The organism is Scytonema sp. PCC 10023 (genome assembly GCF_963920835.1).
Taxonomy (GTDB): domain Bacteria; phylum Cyanobacteriota; class Cyanobacteriia; order Cyanobacteriales; family Nostocaceae; genus Kalymmatonema.
On sequence record NZ_CAWUDP010000090.1, the window covers coordinates 1 to 17250 of the forward strand.

At 43.1% G+C, this 17250-nt stretch carries 14 protein-coding genes and 2 pseudogenes; 2 read left to right on the forward strand and 14 right to left on the reverse strand.

The annotated features are described in order from the left end of the window. The 5 genes and pseudogenes from ACM0OZ_RS36980 to ACM0OZ_RS37000 form a co-directional block, all read right to left on the reverse strand. Nucleotides 1-352 (reverse strand): annotated as a pseudogene (locus tag ACM0OZ_RS36980) (primosomal protein); the annotation flags it as partial. Between the two features lie 301 nt (nt 353-653). Continuing rightward, nucleotides 654-1592 (reverse strand): translation elongation factor Ts, encoded by a 939-nt coding sequence (gene tsf / locus ACM0OZ_RS36985; RefSeq protein WP_414587821.1) that lies wholly within the window; start codon nt 1590-1592, stop codon nt 654-656. Between the two features lie 440 nt (nt 1593-2032). Further along, complete coding sequence (gene rpsB / locus ACM0OZ_RS36990; RefSeq protein WP_414587822.1) at nt 2033-2833, reverse strand: 30S ribosomal protein S2; 801 nt, start codon at nt 2831-2833, stop codon at nt 2033-2035. A 218-nt stretch (nt 2834-3051) separates the two neighbouring features. Then, a complete protein-coding gene (locus tag ACM0OZ_RS36995; protein ID WP_414587848.1) occupies nt 3052-4062 on the reverse strand; it encodes a glycosyltransferase family 2 protein in 1011 nt (336 codons plus the stop codon). Nucleotides 4063-4478: 416 nt separating this feature from the next. Beyond that, entirely contained in the window at nt 4479-5144 is a 666-nt protein-coding gene (locus ACM0OZ_RS37000) for a hypothetical protein (RefSeq protein WP_414587823.1), read from the reverse strand. Nucleotides 5145-5420: 276 nt separating this feature from the next. Here ACM0OZ_RS37000 and ACM0OZ_RS37005 point away from each other — a divergent pair, with 276 nt between their 5' ends. Beyond that, nucleotides 5421-6404, forward strand: coding sequence for a cation diffusion facilitator family transporter (locus tag ACM0OZ_RS37005; RefSeq protein WP_414587824.1), 984 nt, complete (start codon nt 5421-5423; stop codon nt 6402-6404). Nucleotides 6405-6411: 7 nt separating this feature from the next. Here the strand turns inward: ACM0OZ_RS37005 and ACM0OZ_RS37010 are convergent, their stop codons facing one another. Continuing rightward, nucleotides 6412-6966, reverse strand: a complete 555-nt coding sequence (locus ACM0OZ_RS37010) for a Uma2 family endonuclease (protein ID WP_414587825.1) — start codon at nt 6964-6966, stop codon at nt 6412-6414. A 148-nt stretch (nt 6967-7114) separates the two neighbouring features. Between ACM0OZ_RS37010 and ACM0OZ_RS37015 the strand changes: the two genes are divergently transcribed. Next, nucleotides 7115-8320, forward strand: coding sequence for an argininosuccinate synthase (locus ACM0OZ_RS37015; RefSeq protein WP_414587827.1), 1206 nt, complete (start codon nt 7115-7117; stop codon nt 8318-8320). Between the two features lie 126 nt (nt 8321-8446). Here the strand turns inward: ACM0OZ_RS37015 and ACM0OZ_RS37020 are convergent, their stop codons facing one another. From ACM0OZ_RS37020 to hpsL, 8 genes and pseudogenes are all read right to left on the reverse strand, one after another. Then, a complete protein-coding gene (locus tag ACM0OZ_RS37020; protein ID WP_414587828.1) occupies nt 8447-9028 on the reverse strand; it encodes a transposase in 582 nt (193 codons plus the stop codon). A gap of 226 nt (nt 9029-9254) precedes the next feature. Next, nucleotides 9255-10112: a sensor histidine kinase gene (locus ACM0OZ_RS37025; protein WP_414587849.1), complete on the reverse strand. Its 858-nt coding sequence runs from the start codon at nt 10110-10112 to the stop codon at nt 9255-9257. After that, nucleotides 10104-10730 (reverse strand): annotated as a pseudogene (locus ACM0OZ_RS37030) (hypothetical protein); the annotation flags it as partial. The pseudogene ACM0OZ_RS37030 and the gene ACM0OZ_RS37025, both read right to left, overlap by 9 nt. 161 nt (nt 10731-10891) lie before the next feature. After that, a complete protein-coding gene (locus ACM0OZ_RS37035; RefSeq protein WP_414587829.1) occupies nt 10892-11530 on the reverse strand; it encodes a peroxiredoxin in 639 nt (212 codons plus the stop codon). A gap of 134 nt (nt 11531-11664) precedes the next feature. After that, a complete protein-coding gene (gene hpsP / locus ACM0OZ_RS37040) occupies nt 11665-12846 on the reverse strand; it encodes a hormogonium polysaccharide biosynthesis glycosyltransferase HpsP (RefSeq protein WP_414587830.1) in 1182 nt (393 codons plus the stop codon). Between the two features lie 265 nt (nt 12847-13111). Further along, the gene (gene hpsO, locus ACM0OZ_RS37045; RefSeq protein ID WP_414587831.1) at nt 13112-14287 is read right to left on the reverse strand and encodes a hormogonium polysaccharide biosynthesis glycosyltransferase HpsO; all 1176 of its coding nucleotides are present in this window, start codon (nt 14285-14287) and stop codon (nt 13112-13114) included. Between the two features lie 107 nt (nt 14288-14394). Beyond that, nucleotides 14395-15381 (reverse strand): hormogonium polysaccharide biosynthesis glycosyltransferase HpsN, encoded by a 987-nt coding sequence (hpsN, locus tag ACM0OZ_RS37050; protein ID WP_414587850.1) that lies wholly within the window; start codon nt 15379-15381, stop codon nt 14395-14397. Between the two features lie 60 nt (nt 15382-15441). Further along, nucleotides 15442-17151 carry a hormogonium polysaccharide biosynthesis protein HpsL gene (hpsL, locus tag ACM0OZ_RS37055; RefSeq protein ID WP_414587832.1) on the reverse strand — a complete coding sequence of 570 codons (1710 nt, stop codon included), beginning with the start codon at nt 17149-17151 and terminating at the stop codon, nt 15442-15444. Between the last annotated feature and the right edge of the window lie 99 nt (nt 17152-17250).

Consider the following 17250-nt stretch of genomic DNA (forward strand, 5'->3'; position numbering starts at 1 on the left):
CATCTTCCTCATCTTCCTCATCTTCCTCATCTTCCTCATCTTCCTCATCTTCCTCTGCTACCTGCTGTTCACTTGGGTTGATGAGATTTTGTAATTGTTCGGCTGTCTGTTGACCCAACTTGCGGATGGCTTGTTGCAATTGTTGCCGCTGATGCAATGACAAATTCAAAAAGCTTTCCGGATACCCTTGAGTACACAGGTGATATGTCGCCAGAATTAGCTGCTTGCGTACGGTTTCCCCCAAGGCGCTGAGATAATTGGTATAGGCGGTTTGGAGTTCTTTTGCGATCGCCTGTATCGCTTCTTCTAGTGCTAAAATATCCCGTTCAATTCGCTCAATTGCTTTCGCCATATCTTCTTGCTATTGCCCATCTAAACCTTATATTGGTATAAACGTACTACTTTAGTTTAAAATAACCATCCAAAGCATTTTAGATTTTAGATGTTGAATGTTGAATTTTAGATTTACACAGAGATAGGAACTCTAATCTATAGTAACGCTCAGCAAATAGTGGTAAAGTTTATTACCAAAGTCCAAACAAAAATCTGACATTAATTTGACCGTGAATGAAAAACAGGTCAGCTTGGCTTGCCTGACCTGTCTTGGAAATAGTCGTTTGTCTTTTGCCCAAAACTAACGACAAATGACTAAATTACTTGCTGCCCATTTGCGCAGCGACTTCTTCAGCAAAGTTGCTTTCTTCCTTCTCAATACCCTCGCCCAGGATATAGCGAACGAAGCGAGCAACAGAGATGCTTTCGCCCAGTTGTGATCCAGTCTGCTTAATCAATTCTTCCACTGTGATACTCTGATCACGAATATAAGGTTGATCCAGCAAAGTCAGTTCTTTTAGGCGTTTTTCAATCCGTCCCTGAACAATCTTTTCTTTGATGTTCTGTGGCTTGTTCGCCAAGTCATCCCGCCCCATTTCAATATCCTTTTCTTTTTGGGCAACTTCAGCGGGAATTTGGTCTACGTTGACATACTCAACATTTGGGCAAGCTGCAACTTGCATCGCTAAGTTGCGTCCCAGAGTTTGAAACTCTTGACGACTCGCTACTGCATTTTGGCTGCTTAGTTCCACTAACACACCAACTCGACCGCCGGTATGAATATAACTGTCTATTACCCCTTGTGTGCCTTCTAGTGCAAATTTGGCGAAGCGACGCAGTTGGATATTTTCACCCAACTGGGCGCTCATTTGCTTAATAACAGCTTCGACCGTTAGACTTTCATCTTCAATGTAAGGTTGAGTCAACAAAGCCTCAGGGCTTTCGGCGGTTGTTGCTTGCTTCGCCAAGTTCTGAACTAAAGCTTTAAAAGCCTCGTTACGGGCAACAAAATCAGTTTGGCAGTTGACTTCTATGAGCACACCAACCTCACCTCCGGGTTGAATGTACGTGTCTACTAGACCGTCTGCCGCAGTACGTCCTGCTACCTTCTCGGCTTTGGCAATGCCTTTTTGCCGCAGCCACTCGATGGCTTTTTCTATATCACCATCAGTTTCTTTCAGCGCCTTTTTGCAGTCCAGTATGCCAGCACCAGTTTTCTGACGTAGCTCTTGGACAAGTTTTGCAGATATTTCCGCCATGTTGCCTCAATTCCTAACTTGACTGACAGTTTTAATCGCTCTCAAATAAAGTTTAGAGTCCTGGGTTTCAGAAAATCCTGAGCAATGAATCATAAGTGCTGAGTTATTTCTACTCAGCACTCACCACTAACTTAGGATTTTACCTGTAGCTAAGGACTGATGAATAAGTAGTACTCTAGAGTACCAAGTACTACTATTTTACTCGGCACTCAGCAACGCCCTAGTGGGAACGACCACGCCTTACGGTGAGTCCAGCGCTGCGGGAGGGTCTCCCTCCGCAGGCGACTGGCGTAAGCGCAAAGCGCAGGCTCCGCCAACGCGTAGCGTGCCGAAGGCATACCCGGAGGGCTATCGGGTATGTCCTTGAAAGGGACAGGACTGGACTCACCAGTTGCCTAGGCGCGTGAAAGCCCTGATTCGCGCTGACTGCTGAGCACCGATTATTCTTCTTCTTCGTCGTCGGGAATCCCCAAGTCACTGTAGTCGCTTTCGCTTTCGTCGTAGTCGTAGTCTCCCTCAGCGCCTTCGTAATCTTCGTATTCTTCTTCTGCATCCAATTGACCGTGACGACCTTCGTAAATGGCGTCTGCCAATTTGCCTACTATTAACTTAATCGAGCGGATGGCGTCGTCATTTGCCGGAATGGGAATATCTACTACATCCGGGTCACAGTTAGTATCCAGCATGGACACAATCGGAATTGCCAACTTTTGGCATTCTTGCACTGCGTTATACTCCCGGCGTTGGTCTACAATCACCACTACATCAGGAACTTTCCGCATGGTTTTAATCCCACCCAAGTATTTCTGAAGCTTCGCCATTTCCCGACGCAGCATTGAAGCTTCTTTTTTGGGCAGCAAATCGAGAGCGCCGTTTTCTTCCCGGCGTTCCAAATCTTTCAGGCGGTCTACCCGAGTTTTGATAGTCGTCCAGTTGGTGAGCATTCCACCCAACCAGCGCTGGTTAATGTAGTGAGAACCACAACGGGCAGCTTCTTGGGCAATAATTCCTGCTGCTTGCCGCTTGGTACCAACAAACAGGAATTTCTTGCCAGCCTCAGCTTGTGACCTCATATAGCTATAAGCTTCTTCCATCAACTGGGCAGTTTGCACCAAGTCGATGATATGTACTCCGTTGCGAGAGGTGTAGATATAAGGAGACATTTTTGGATTCCACCTACGGGTTTGATGCCCAAAGTGAACTCCTGACTCCATCATTTGAGCCAATGAAACGACTGGCATATTTGTTACTCCTATTCGGGTTAAACCTCCACCCAGGCGTATCTCCCAAAGCAGGAAACACCCGAACTCCTGGATGTGCGAGATTAGTTAACCATACTAGAGTAGCATAGCTGTGGCAGCGATTGGGGAATTGGGAGTGTGGAGAAAATACGACATTCAAAATAAGAAATTACTACATCATCTTTACCAATGCAATAGCTTGCGCCCCTCGCCTCTTATCAAGCTGGCTTTTGCATTTGGGTATACGCTTCATAGACACCCTTGACGTTATACCAGTTTAGAAAAATTCGGGCAATTTCTAACGCCAACTGCGGTTTACCTAAATTAATTAACCATTGTAAAAATGGAGCCATTGTACGTTCATTAAGGATGCCATTCACTGACAGGATTCCCCAAAGTAAGCGATGCAACCAAGTCATTTGAATCATCATTCGCACTTCCCAAGTGGGGTGCTTTTGATAAAACAAAACTCCCATGCGTCCGCGCTGAATTTCTTTGTCAATTAAGCGGGGAACTTGTTCTAAGGTAAAAGGTGGATGCCAGTGATATCCAACGGCAGCAGGACATTTAATCAGTTTTAAACCAAGATTTTTCAGTCTGACACCTAGTTCTAAATCTTCCCAACCATAAAGTTGAAAACGTGTGTCAAAAAGCCCGGCTTTCTCCAGCCAATGCTTGGGAATGGCTACATTACCTGTGGCAAAAAAGGCGGCGGAAAAATCTGTTATTTTGTATGGTTCAGATGTCGGATTGTCAAAATTACAAGTATTAATAACTGCACCGTAGGTAAAGAAGCGATCGCCTCCCAATTTCTCCTTTCCTTGCATCAGTGCTGACTCATGAGCTTGTAGAAAATTTTCTGTCACCACTAAATCACTATCAATAAAAATGATAGTGTCTCCTAGTGCCTTTTCTACTCCCAAATTTCGCGCTGCTGCAGGTCCTGCATGATTTTGACGAAACACTCGCACATGGGGAAACTCCTGTTTGTTTGCTTCTAACCACTCCAATGTCCCATCAGTAGAGCCATCATCCACTAAGACAATCTCGTAACCTTGTAGAGACGCGCCATCGAATGTTTGTTGATAAGACGCGCCACCTCTCGTCTCTACATCAGTTAGCTTCTGTGCCTCCAAAGCTCTGAGGCACTTTTCCAAAATTGGCTTACGATTGTAAGTCGGAATCACAACGCTAAAAAACACAGTCTCACCCACATCAGTATTGCCCATCTCCAGGATAGGACAGCAGTGACTACAAGACTGTTCCTTAAAGCAAAACCACCCTAGTTCTTCTAGGGCGGAGGTGGTTGAGATGAGGATTATGGCGATTTGCATTTGGATGCAATACAATTTTTACCCCACACCTTACCCCAAAGGGTGCAAGCGAAGAGGGGAGAAAATACTCGTTTCAAGGGTAGGTTTTACAGATTTTGCGTTTTGACCGATGTGGAGATGCGGAGAAACCCAGACGCAAAGAAAAATTTTTGAACGAAAATATAGGCTTTGCTGATAACTTTCAAAACACCTGCCCTTAAGAGAGAAAATACTCCCCCTTTGGATCTTGCAAAGAGGAGAATTGGGAGGTAAAGTTCCTGCGGTATTTAAGCAAAGTGAGAACCGCTATATAATGCAGTGAGTTGTTTTCCTTAGTTGGAAGCCGCTTTACGACGGTGTTTGCGTAGCAGAACACCTGCTCCAAGTACACCCACGCCAACTAATGCTGTGGTGGCTGTTGGTTCTGGAACCGCCCGAGGAGTCTTTAAGGAGAATTTCAGTACAGCGTTACCCGTAGAAGGAGCTCCTGGTGGGCCAAGTCTGTCCTCTTGAGTAAAATCTATTTTGCCTGTGGTGTTCTGGAATACGCCCGTTCCACCAGTGATAGTTATCGTACCACCACCCTTAATTGTGCCTTCGATGGGGTTAATTTCAGCGCTGTCATTTGCTAGTCCAAATAACTGATTGGGACCATCGCCGTAGTATATATCGCCAAGTACTTCGCCTTGTATGCCAAATGTGGCTGGATCTGAATTAAATCTGGTGAATGTGTTAGCTCCACGAGGCTCAGACTGTCCGTAAGTATTGCTAGTAAATTTAGTCAATCCGTAAAGAGCATCAGTACTCTCACCTGTGATGGTTGCCCTTGTGATGTTCTGTTCCGGTAGAAAGGGCTGAAGTTCGACTGATGTCTTGTAGTTAGCAGTAAATTCATAGGTATCATATGTAGCCTGCGCGCTCGCGCTTTGCACATTTAACCCGAAACCACCGAAAGCTAAGGCTGCTGGTATGAGCCATTTGATGTGTGAACGGAGCATAATTGACCTTGTGTACTATATTAGTTAAGCACTGAGTATAAACTAACAGTGTATATTTATAAATGATACGTAAAAATGAATCTATTCGTAATAAATTGTTATAAAGCAGGCGTAAAGCCATTGTGAAATTAAGTCAAGAGAGTTTATGTTCTAAAAGATACATCATGGAACTCGTACTGCAATATCAAACGTCAATTGTCTAGCAATGCCTAGAAATCAAGCTATGGTAAGCATTGTTCATGTTAGAGATGTAATTTATATAGGGTTATTTGGGTCATGCTTTTAGAGCAACATTACAACTGCGAGTGTTCAGATAGTTCCGCCGATGGAACTCAAAACAGTCGAAAAACTCAACTTTTATCAATAACTGTTTGTTTACTTGCTGGGTTTTTTGTTGCTGAGTGGAGTGTCGGTTTATGGAGCGGAAGTTTATCTCTACAGGCAGATGCAGAACACATTCTTTCTGATATCGCTGCTTTGGGAATATCACTGTTTGCCAGTTGGTTAGCACAGCAACCTGCTGCTGGTCGGGCAACATTTGGACATCGCCGCATTGAAATTATGGCGGCTTTGGTGAATGGGTTAAGTTTGCTTGTGATTGCTATTTTCATTTGTTGGGAAGCAATTCATCGGTTGGGGAGTCCGGAAGAAATTTCTGGCTTACCAATGCTAGCAGTAGCTGTGGTAGGTTTAATCGTCAATCTGCTCAACATGACTTTGCTGCATCCCCACTCTCATAACGACTTAAATCTACGGGGTGCTTGGCTTCATATCATCGCTGATACTGCTAGTTCTTTGGGTGTGATTGTTGCTGCTGTCGCGATTCACTTTTGGAATTGGTTATGGGCAGATGCGGCTATTAGCTTAGTAGTTGCTAGCTTGATGGGTATCAGTGCTTTGCCGCTTGTACGAGAAAGTCTCTCGATTCTTTTGGAGTATGCACCAAAATCAATTAACCCAAGTGCTGTGGAAATCTCTCTCAAGTCTTTTGCTAAAGTTTTGCAGGTAGAAAAACTTTACGTTTGGAGAATTAGCAAAGAGCAGATCATGCTTTGCGCTCATCTAACTGTGGATTGTACGACTATTGAAGAACGCGATCGCCTGCTTGGGCAATTACAAACTCATCTACAGCAAACTTTTGGTATCAACGAAATCACATTGCAGTTAACTAGCCGCAACTCTAGTGCAGCGATTCCGATTCATCCTTTGTTTAAGCAGGATTTAGTCTCAATGTTGTCTGTTAAAAATTTGTCTCTTTAAAATTAAGTTATTCAAATTCAACTGGCCAAAGTTCAGAAATTTCCACTTTCCAATCGGGAAATAGTTCTGGAATTGTCAAAATATCTCCATCAGTTAGCACAACTGGTTCGGCATTTGTACGATAGATAGTCACAGTATGCTTATCAGGATCAATTAGTATCCCAACACGCGCCCCCATGCTTAAGAATGACTGAATTTTTTCTTTGAGCGGTTTAATCCGGTCACTTTGAGATTTAATTTCTACTACCAAATCTGGAACTAACTCACCAAAATACCTGGGACTGCGTCGCAGACGTTCAGCAGAAACAAACGACACATCGGGAGCAGTTAAATCTGAGTTTGGGAGAATAAATCCACCACTAGAGTCAAAGACTCGCCCCAATTTACGAGGTTTAACCCAGTTGGCTAAAACTCTGATAAACTCAACCCCAATCTCGCTAGAAACAATATCTGATGGATCCATGACAATTATCTTTCCATCTATCAGTTCCAGTTGGTAGTCAAGATGAGCTTCGCTAAGCTGGGTTTGCAGTTTTTCCAAGTCTTTAACGGTGAGAGACATAAGACATCACCTATTTGTACATCTCATTTCATAGTAGAGCTTTCAGTTAATGTGTATAATATGTAACATTTAGTAAAAAATTTTAATATGTATTAAATAAGTTAGATAATAATGACTCATTGTGCTGTTTTGTCAACTGGAGAAACAAATGGGGCGCGCTAAGAAAGTTGTTTTAGCTTATTCTGGTGGTGTAGATACCTCGGTGTGCATCCCCTACCTCAAGCATGAGTGGGGCGTAGAAGAAGTCATTACCCTAGCGGCAGATTTAGGACAGGGAGATGAATTAGAACCTGTCAGAGAAAAAGCTCTGAAATCTGGAGCAAGTGAATCGCTGGTAGTGGATGTCAAAGAAAGCTTTGTGAAAGATTACGCTTTTCCGGCAATTCAAGCAAACGCCCTGTATGAAAATCGTTATCCTTTGAGTACTGCCCTTGCGCGTCCGTTGATTGTCAAAGCATTGGTAGAAGCAGCAGAAAAATACGGTGCTGATGCGATCGCTCACGGATGTACTGGCAAAGGTAACGACCAAGTGCGCTTTGATGTCTCGACTGCTGCACTAAATCCCAATATCAAGATACTTGCCCCTGCACGGGAATGGGGAATGAGCCGCGAGGAAACCATCGCCTACGGGGAACGGTATGGTATCCCCTCGCCAGTCAAAAAATCCTCACCCTATAGCATTGACCGTAATTTGCTTGGTCGCAGTATAGAAGCAGGCGTTCTGGAAGACCCTAATGTGGAACCATTAGAAGAAATCTATGCAATGACGAAGGCGATCGCCGACACTCCCGATAAGCCAGAGTACGTTGAAATTGGATTTTCCAGAGGAATTCCTACCACCCTCAATGGTGAATTCATCAACCCAGTTGAACTGATTGAACAACTTAACCAAGTGGTTGGGAATCACGGTGTTGGACGCATCGACATGGTAGAAAATCGCTTGGTAGGTATCAAATCGCGGGAAATTTATGAAGCGCCTGCTTTGCTCGTGTTAATTCACGCACACCGCGATTTGGAAAGCTTGACTTTGACCGCAGATGTTACGCACTACAAGCGTGGTATTGAGGAGACTTACAGCCAATTAATTTACAACGGTCTGTGGTACAGTCCTCTAAAAACAGCATTGGATGCCTTTATTCAAAAGACACAAGAGCGAGTGTCTGGAACTGTGCGGGTGAAACTTTTCAAGGGCAACGCTACCATCGTTGGGCGGAGTTCTGATAATTCGCTGTATACTCCCGACTTGGCAACCTACGGTGCTGAGGATACATTTGACCATAAGGCAGCGGAAGGTTTTATCTACGTTTGGGGATTGCCAACGCGCATTTGGTCACAGCAGGAAAGAGGTAGATAGATACGGTCTGTAGGGGCACGGCAATGCCGTGCCCCTACAATCGTGATGGCGTCACAATTTCTTGTCACAATTTCTTTAGGGAAGATTGGCGTGTGCCGACAATGCCATGTATAACCCAATAATGATTTAGAAAGGTATATCTAACAGAAATTCCTGATTTTCAGGATAATGCTGAGGGTTTTCTGGATCTTCTGCCCAACGCCAAGGATTTTCGACAATGTATTGTCGGATATTGTGCAAAGATCCTTGATCGCGGTTGATGTGTTCGTAAAAATCACGTTGCCAAATTAATGATGTGCCTTTTGTGTTGCAGATAGCATTAATCAGTTTGGTGACAGCACTTTTATATGAACGAATTACCGTACGGATAGAACCGCACACAGGTCTGCCAAATTGTTCTATCGTAGGGGCACGGCAATGCCGTGCCCCTAGAGATATGTCGGTAATCAGCAAAATCCCATGCAGATGATTGGGCATCAGGACAAAGGTATCTAATTCAACATGGGGAAAATGTTCGGGAATCGCCTGCCAGCAGTTAAAGGCAATATGTCCTAAATAATTTAATCGCATTTCGCCCTTGACCACATCACCAAATAGACATTGCCGCGCCTTTGTGCAGAGGGTGACAAAATACGCTCCCGGTTGAGTATAGTCATATTCTTTTAGGCGAATAGAACGACGGTGATGTATTCGCGGATCATAGGGCATGGTTAGATAAACGTATTCATATATTGTGTCGATTTTAACCAAATTTCTTTTTGGTGTAAGGGTACGACGACGTAAGGAACATTGCCGTGTCTCTACCCCAATCCCTATAGCGGTTGTCCTTTGGATGCAACACGCGGTAGGGGCACGGCATTGCCGTGCCCCTACAAATAACCTGTAAATGGTGGCGGAGGCGATCGCAGACAAGTTGGAGCAAAGTTTTGCAGTTCTACATACCTGGAGACACTCGGCGAGGTAACTGGACTCGAAATGCAGATCCTTCCCCTAGCTTGCTCTCAACTGTAATTGTTCCCTGCATCATGCGTACAAGATGGCTTGTAATAGCTAGCCCAAGACCCAAACCACCGTATCTACGATATGTCGTCATATCCACCTGTTGGAATTGCTCAAAAACGTTTTGTAGTTCAGTTTCAGGGATACCAATTCCAGTGTCTTTAACCATTATCACTATTTCGTCTAGAGAAAATTCATATATCTCTACCGACACGATGCCCAAGTGAGTAAACTTGATGGCATTGGATAGTAGGTTGAATAAAATTTGCTGAAGATGGACATGATCGTTGATAATGCGGGAGTTATGCAAATTTACACAAACATTCAATGCTAAATTCTTGGCTTCTACCTTCGGGCGAACGCTTTCAATAGTTCTATTGACCAAATGAGTCAAATTAAATTCTTGTTGTTTTAGCTTCAAGCGACGTGCTTTAAGGTTTGAAATATGAATAAGGTTATCAATTAGCAGCGCCTGGTGTTTTGCATTGCGATCAATTGTCTCGAATGCATGAGCAGTGGTTGCTTCACCTAACTTTCGGTTACGGAGCAGTGAAATCCAGCCAAGAATAGAAATTAGAGGGGTACGCAGTTCGTGAGACACAACAGCTAAAAAATCATCTTTGATTCGCTGGCTACTTGTTATCTCTTCTATCTGACGGTTATGTACCTCAATGCTTAGCTGGTAAAATGCTGCAACTGAGGGCAACAAATTTGGTTCTAGTTCTTGCCATTGCTTCCGCACTTGACTAAGCAATCCCCCCATCATCAAATTCTCATCTTGCTGATTCTTCATCCATTCCTGAAAAGCATCTTCCACCCTGTCAATCAATCGCCGTAGTTCCCTATTTTCCTTTCGCCACTGGGTAAAGCGTTGCCATCCCTCCATTAAGGCTTCATGTGCCAAATCAACTCAGGCTTCTCCTTCACGTTCTTCTTGCCCAGTTACCAGCAACCGTCCTTGAATCAAATCATCCAAAACATCGCTGATTATATTGTTACCACCAATGGTTAACAGTTTGGCTTTAGGTTGCCGTTGCCTTGTATCCTTTTCTCTCTCACCCGTTCGCACCAACTTCAAGAATATCCGCTTAATCCATTCCTGTTCCTGCTGTGTGAAACTGTGATAAATATTTTCTGCGTGACGATCTAGCGCACCAATCACACCGTCCATTGTCCGATACTGCTCAACTGTTAGCTGATGCTTTTGGTTGTCTCGTTTCTCCCAAAGTTCTGTTAGGGCAAACTGCAACAGTGGCAAACATCCCTGCTCTTTACCCACATCTTGCATAATCTCTCCCAGCAACCCGTCCTCAAAGCGATAACCTTGCAGGTTTGCTGGTAATGCGATCGCCTGCTCTAAATATGCCCCCTTTTTAAGGGGGTTGGGGGATCTCCTAGAACGGAACATCATTAACCGAAATGTATTGCTACCCAGCTGGCTTTTATTTCTTATTCTCACGCAAAAACGCAAAGACGCCAAAGAATAACTTTGCGCCTTTGCAACGCCAGTCGCCTGCTGTCGGGAAACCCTCCTGCAGCGCTGGCTCGTCTTTGCGCGAAATCTTTCAGGATTTACTTATTAGGTTGAGGAGTCATGCGCAGGTAAGGCTTGACTTCCTCATACCCTTTGGGAAATTTCTCCTTCAGCACTTCTGGATCTTTCAGCGAAGGAACAATGACGCAATCATCGCCATCTTTCCAATCTGCCGGTGTCGCTACGCTGTAGTTGTCAGTCAACTGTAGCGAATCAATCACTCGCAGAATTTCATCAAAGTTGCGTCCAGTGCTGGGAGGATAAGTTAAGCTCAAACGCAGTTTCTTGTTGGGGTCGATGATGAAGACTGTACGCACAGTCAAAGATGGATTGGCGTTGGGGTGAATCATGTCGTAAAGGTCAGAAACCTTGCGATCCGCGTCTGCCAAAATTGGATAGTTGAGGGTAGCGTTTTGAGTTTCCTCAATGTCTCCAATCCATCCTTTGTGGGATTCAACATCATCAACGCTGAGAGCTATCACTTTAACGTTGCGCTTGTCAAATTCTGGCTTTAGCTTAGCGACTTGTCCTAACTCTGTCGTGCAAACAGGTGTGTAGTCTGCGGGGTGAGAGAAAAGTACAACCCAGCTGTCGCCAGCCCATTGGTAAAAGTCTATGTCTCCGGTGGAGGAGGCTTGGGTAAAGTTTGGTACTGTATCGCCTAAATGGAGAGCCATGTGAGATTCCCTGTAGTTCAGAAAGGCATATGTATTCTATCTTGCCATGATGCCACAAAACCCCGGTTAGCCGATTGGGGTTTAGCTCAATGAAACAAAATTTTAGCTTGTGCAAAGTTGCACAAACAGACTTATTATTTTACGTCCAAGTGGGACAAGATTTGATTATACGCTTCAATGGTTTGAAGAGCGATCGCATCCCAACTGTAATTTTTCAATGCATACTCTTTAGCATATAGTCCCCGTCGTTGACGTTCTGAGGGATTTTGTAAAGCTATGCGAAGTAATTCCGTCAAGTCTGATACATCTGTTGCACCCACCCATCCCGACTCGCTATCACGGACTTCTTGACAAATATGCACTTGGTCTGATATGACTACTGGCGTTCCTGATACCATCGCTTCGGCTACAGCAATCCCAAAATTTTCATAATACGACGGCAAAACAAATAAATCAGCAGCTTGGAGAAGGGCAGATTTTAATTCACCTATAACAAAGCCAGTGATAGTTGTGTGCGATCGCAGTGGTGAAGTTTTGATCTGTAATTTTATCTTTTCTTCGTAACCTGGGTCTTGGGGATTCGTCCCAGCTAAAACAAAGTGAAAATTTAACCCTTCAGCTAAAAGCGTCTCTAATGCTGGAAGCAGCAAATTCAACCCTTTTTTTGGGTCAATACGAGACATAAACAGCACCAACGGCACATCCTTAGGTATACCCAACTTACTACGCACCTCCTTTTCCCCTATCTCAAGAGGGTTGACACCTAAAGGAATCACTAAATCTCGTGTAGAGACTCCAAATCTTTCTGATACTTTGGCTTCCTGAACACTGGTAAAGTGAATGGCGGCTGCACCAGCTAAATTTGCACGTTCTAAAATTGCCGCATAAAGCTGTTTTAATTGCCTTTTTTTGCGTAAATCTGCTGGGTCTAAAGTCCCTAAAGGACGCAAAATATACGGTAGCTTTTGCCGACGACAAATGGTTGCAGCAACACTGCTAACAGGGGAGAATAGAGCATGAATATGAGCTAAATTAAATGTATGGGCGTGAACATTTAACCATTTGAGTAAGTCAACAGAGAATTTGTAGCGACGAAAAGGGGCGCAACGGAAGTATATTATTTTATAGCCATCCTGTTCGATTGGGGTATTTAAAGGAACATCCAAGGGTTCTTGACCAGTATCACCATTACTGTCAGTTGTCAGAATTGTAACTTCTACTCCTTGCCGTGCCAATGCAGAAGATAGCCCTAGTACCATTTGGCTGGGACCGCCATATATTAAAGAAATTGAGGGAACAATTTGTAGTACTCGCATATTTAGTCATTCGTCATTAAAAATTCATTGGTTCAGATTCCCGACTTCTTAAAGAAGTCGGGAATCTTATTGTTCACGTTCCAAGTAGCGTGCCCGTAGAGCTTATGATTTAGGATTGGTATAATAACTAAATAAACTTTTTGCAAAAGTCATAAAATGATAATTTAGAACCACCGATGCACACAGATTAACACAGATAATTTATCTGTGTGCATCTGTGTTAATCTGTGGTTTCATTTTCATGACATTGACTTCGGCAAAAGATTTAATGACTATTCACAAGTTCTTTATAAAACTCTAATTGCTGTTTTGCTAAAGCTTTATTTGTGTATTGAGTCATTACTTTTTGATAACCCATTTCGCCTAATTTTTTAGCCAATTCAGGTTTTTTTATCAATTGAACTATGCAATCAGCAAGTGCTTTGGCATCTCCTTCAGGAAATATTAATCCAGCATCTCCAATCACATAAGGAATTTCACCGGAATGGGAACCTATAACAGGAACTTTGCAAGCCATTGCTTCAATAAGCACATGACCAAATTGTTCTTTCCAACCAACAGAAGTTATGTTTTTAAGCTTGTAATTTGTTTCCGATGGCAAGACTAAAGTACTCATTAAATTAATATACTTTGGCACTTCATCATGTGAAACGCTTTCTAGCAAAATGATTCTGTTTTGAATATTATGTTTTGCAGCTTGATTCATTAATTCTGATTGCAACGAACCACGCCCCAAAAGTAGAAATTTCCAAGATTTATCCTTCAAGCTAGCTAAGGCATTCACAAGAGTTAGTAATCCCTTTTCTTGAACAAAACGCCCGACGAATCCCACAACAAAATCATGTGGTTCAATTCCTAACTTGGTTGCTAATTCTGGCTGTGGTGTGGGAGTAAATAAAGTTTCATCTACACCCAGTTGGGGCATTACTTTTATTTGTCCTTTGTATCCCTGTTGCCGTAAAATTTCTGCACCATCTTGATTCCCTGAAATAATACCGTGGCTGTGCGTTAGGTTATATTTTTCTAATAAAGAAACTGGAAATTTCAGATTATAGGGCAGATTCCACCAGGTAAAAAATACATTTTTTGCCTTGAGTCCTAATAGCTGATTTAAAGTAATCATCTCAGCATAAGCCAGCCCCCTAGACCCTTGTTCTACTTGAATAATTTGGGGACGGAACTTTCCTAACAAAGGTATCAAATCAGCGCCAAAAGTCAGCAGCCCTTGATGATTTTGACTAAAGTTAGAAACCGGAACTATGCGAAATTTGCCTTCATCACGGTATTGAGTTTCAATTATTTTGTTCTGAACACCGCCAGGTTTCCACTTTTTTGGTACGACAACTGTTACTTCAATTTCAGGTTCTAGTTGAGACAGAATGCGCAATTTTTCACAGTTAAGGTCTACTATATAAGTGTGACTTGCTACGAGAATTCTCATTGATATTTAAGATAGGCAATTGGGAATATGGAACCACCGATGGACACAGATGCACACAGATAATACATGAGAAAGATATCTGTGTAAATCTCGTGTTTATCTATGGTTTAAACACTTTTAACTTGTTCATCTATGCGAGTGTAAATTTGACCATCATTCCAAATTGATTGAATGACAGTACCTAAAGCTTTCAAAAAACCTAAAGAGTAGAAAACGCCGCGAGTGAGAATTTTGATGGGAGAACCGCTTTTGTGGCAAGGAGGGCGTCCGAGAACGTGACAGTCAAATAAACGGGCGTAGAGGCGTAACGCTTGGGTAGCGGTGAGGTTTTTCAGCCCCATTAAGAAATGGTTGTGGTAGAAAGTGAGTTGATATTTTAGAGAGCGCATACTAATATCATGGCAACCTCCCGTTTCTTCTCCAAGATGCACCAAATGTGCATCTGGATCGTACCAAATTTTATATCCAGTCTGCCGCAATCTTAAACAGAAATCAGATTCTTCTCGCACTGCACTACCACGAAATCTTTCATCAAATCTCAGTCCGTATTTGGTAAAAATTTCCCGGCGAAACGACATATTACAACCCCTTGCTGTTAGCACTTCTTGGGGTTTTATTGTATGCACCAAATCTATATAATACCAAGCAATTCCTGGATCCATTGCCTGAGGAGGAAGATATTCAATCTGTAATTTTCCTCCAGAATCACCTAATTTCATTCTGTCAAATACGCGTCCAGCAACAGCCCCCACTTCTGGGTTTTCCAAATAGTTTTTTGCATGCGCTGCTAAAAATCCATCTGGTAACTGTACATCATCATCAATAAATAAAATAATCTCACCTGCTGCCCGCCGCACTGCATAATTCCGCGCCCCTGGCAAACTTGCCCAATTTAAACGGAACCGTTTTATTTTACTGGCTGCGGTTAATTCCTCCAGGTAAGCTTCAACTTCTGGATCATGTTTCGGGGTTTGATCCACAACCAAAACTTCATAATTTGGGTAGTCCTGTTTCAGGATATCAGCAATGCTATCGCGTAGTGGTTCCTCACGACAGTAGGTGGGGATAATCACAGAAATTAAAGGAAAATTCATATTAATAGTCATTAGTCATTAGTCATTAGTCATTAGTCATTAGTCATTAGTCATTAGTCATTAGTTCTCCCTCTGCTCCCTCATCTCCCTCTGCTCCCTCATCTCCCTCATCTCCCTCATCTCCCTCATCTTCTTCTTCCGCACTCCTTTTGCTTGTGCCTCTACGAGTCTTTCTTGCTTATCTATTTCTGGCAATTTCAAAAGGACTCCAGCAAAAAACCAGTAATAGACAGCTACCGGGTCAACGTCCAAAGGATAATAGTAGGTGTTGTAACTCATAAATAGTATGAAGACCCACAAAGCACCTGCGTAACTGCGGAAAATAGGATTTTTGACTGAACGATAAGTTTGGAAGCACACAATTGTTAAAGTTGTGACTAAAGCAAGAAACCCTAGCAGTCCTAATGGTCCAATTTCATGAAGTATTTTAGGATAGTAGGTTTCCACCAGTTTGGTTTGACCTAGCAAACGGGCAGAGTTAGTAGCACGTCCTAAACCATTTCCTAAGGGTCCATCTAAATTTTTCCAGACCTCATTAAATTGCTGCACAATAAACTCTTGTGGCGGTGAAGCTTGCCAGCGTGCGTTCAAACTTTCTATCCTCTGTCCTACGATTTCAGGATTAGCTACCATTGCAATTCCTAAAATAATGACGAGTCCGACTCCTATAGGGAGAAATCGTTTCAGGTTGCGAATTTCACCAGTCAGCAAGAGCAAAGCGACAAAGCATGCAGGCACTAATGCTAAGGCTATTCTCTGCCCGGAGACAACTGCATTGATAAAGACTAATGCCATAGAACCTAAACTGAGAACCCGCCAAGTTTTAGAAGGATCACTAAAGCCGCAGGCAAAGGCAAAAAAGGTGCTGGAAATTAAGAACCATGCCCACTGCCAAGGCGCAACAAAGGTTCCTGGTAGACGAATGACCCCTTGATCAGGACTATAAATGAGAGAACCACCAATGAAACAACGCGCTTCAATTGATGCTCTGAATTGGGCTGCTCCTTCTAAATATCTAGTGCCTTGACATATCCCTCTTGATAATAGTAGGTATTGAACAAGTCCTAGGACACAGCACACTAATATGAGGACAACCTGTAGGCGCGATAAAAATAGGAAATCTCGCTTATTGCGAATGAGATAATAAGCGCAAGCTATTAGGGGTACATAGCCCAAAAGTACTTTCAAACCCAGTATTCCCATGCCTATCGGTATTTCCAGCTCTGAATTATCCGATAGTTGAGTGGAGGGCGGGTTGAACTGCTGTCCTCCATTGACAAATACCAGTGTGAGCAGACATATGCCCAACAAAATAAACAGTGGAGTTTTAATGGCTTGGGGAATAATCAGGGGTAGCCGCTGCTTACGACAAATTTGCCAAATTGCAATCAGTGCTGGAATGTAGAAGGAGTCTTTAGCTATTTGAAGTATGGGACTATTACCAATGTAGTAGGTGATGGTACCGCCAAACGGCACGTAAATCAGGAAGGCAAAAAGGGCTTGACGGGGATATTTGTAGGACAAAGCAATAGTAATAATTCCCAATAAACCTGGGACTGCTGCCTTAATTCCACCGACAAAAGCCATGAGAATGCCAAAGAAGATACCGCCAACAATAACGGGGATTAAAAAATTGGTGAATTCTTTCCGTGCTTGTGCAGATTTGCGCTTCTGGGCTAAACGTTCTTTGAGGCTAAGGGTTGGAGTTTCCTTTTGCTGCTGTTTTTTGGCTTTTTTGTATTTCTTGGATTTTAGCTTTGCTGTCAGCATGGCGGCGCTTTAAGAAGAATACAGAATGCAGAACGCAGAATATCCCCAGATAGAAATTTGGGGGATTGAGTAAGGAAAGAATTCGTTTCTCCCTCCCTA

Excerpts from the sequence above, each read along its gene's own strand:
- tsf (WP_414587821.1), bottom strand. The coding sequence starts at position 1,592 with ATGGCGGAAATATCTGCAAAACTTGTCCAAGAGCTACGTCAGAAAACT.
- rpsB (WP_414587822.1), bottom strand. The coding sequence starts at position 2,833 with ATGCCAGTCGTTTCATTGGCTCAAATGATGGAGTCAGGAGTTCACTTT.
- ACM0OZ_RS36995 (WP_414587848.1), bottom strand. The coding sequence starts at position 4,062 with ATGGGCAATACTGATGTGGGTGAGACTGTGTTTTTTAGCGTTGTGATT.
- ACM0OZ_RS37000 (WP_414587823.1), bottom strand. The coding sequence starts at position 5,144 with ATGCTCCGTTCACACATCAAATGGCTCATACCAGCAGCCTTAGCTTTC.
- ACM0OZ_RS37005 (WP_414587824.1), top strand. The coding sequence starts at position 5,421 with ATGCTTTTAGAGCAACATTACAACTGCGAGTGTTCAGATAGTTCCGCC.
- ACM0OZ_RS37010 (WP_414587825.1), bottom strand. The coding sequence starts at position 6,966 with ATGTCTCTCACCGTTAAAGACTTGGAAAAACTGCAAACCCAGCTTAGC.
- ACM0OZ_RS37015 (WP_414587827.1), top strand. The coding sequence starts at position 7,115 with ATGGGGCGCGCTAAGAAAGTTGTTTTAGCTTATTCTGGTGGTGTAGAT.
- ACM0OZ_RS37020 (WP_414587828.1), bottom strand. The coding sequence starts at position 9,028 with ATGCCCTATGATCCGCGAATACATCACCGTCGTTCTATTCGCCTAAAA.
- ACM0OZ_RS37025 (WP_414587849.1), bottom strand. The coding sequence starts at position 10,112 with ATGAAGAATCAGCAAGATGAGAATTTGATGATGGGGGGATTGCTTAGT.
- ACM0OZ_RS37035 (WP_414587829.1), bottom strand. The coding sequence starts at position 11,530 with ATGGCTCTCCATTTAGGCGATACAGTACCAAACTTTACCCAAGCCTCC.
- hpsP (WP_414587830.1), bottom strand. The coding sequence starts at position 12,846 with ATGCGAGTACTACAAATTGTTCCCTCAATTTCTTTAATATATGGCGGT.
- hpsO (WP_414587831.1), bottom strand. The coding sequence starts at position 14,287 with ATGAGAATTCTCGTAGCAAGTCACACTTATATAGTAGACCTTAACTGT.
- hpsN (WP_414587850.1), bottom strand. The coding sequence starts at position 15,381 with ATGAATTTTCCTTTAATTTCTGTGATTATCCCCACCTACTGTCGTGAG.
- hpsL (WP_414587832.1), bottom strand. The coding sequence starts at position 17,151 with ATGCTGACAGCAAAGCTAAAATCCAAGAAATACAAAAAAGCCAAAAAA.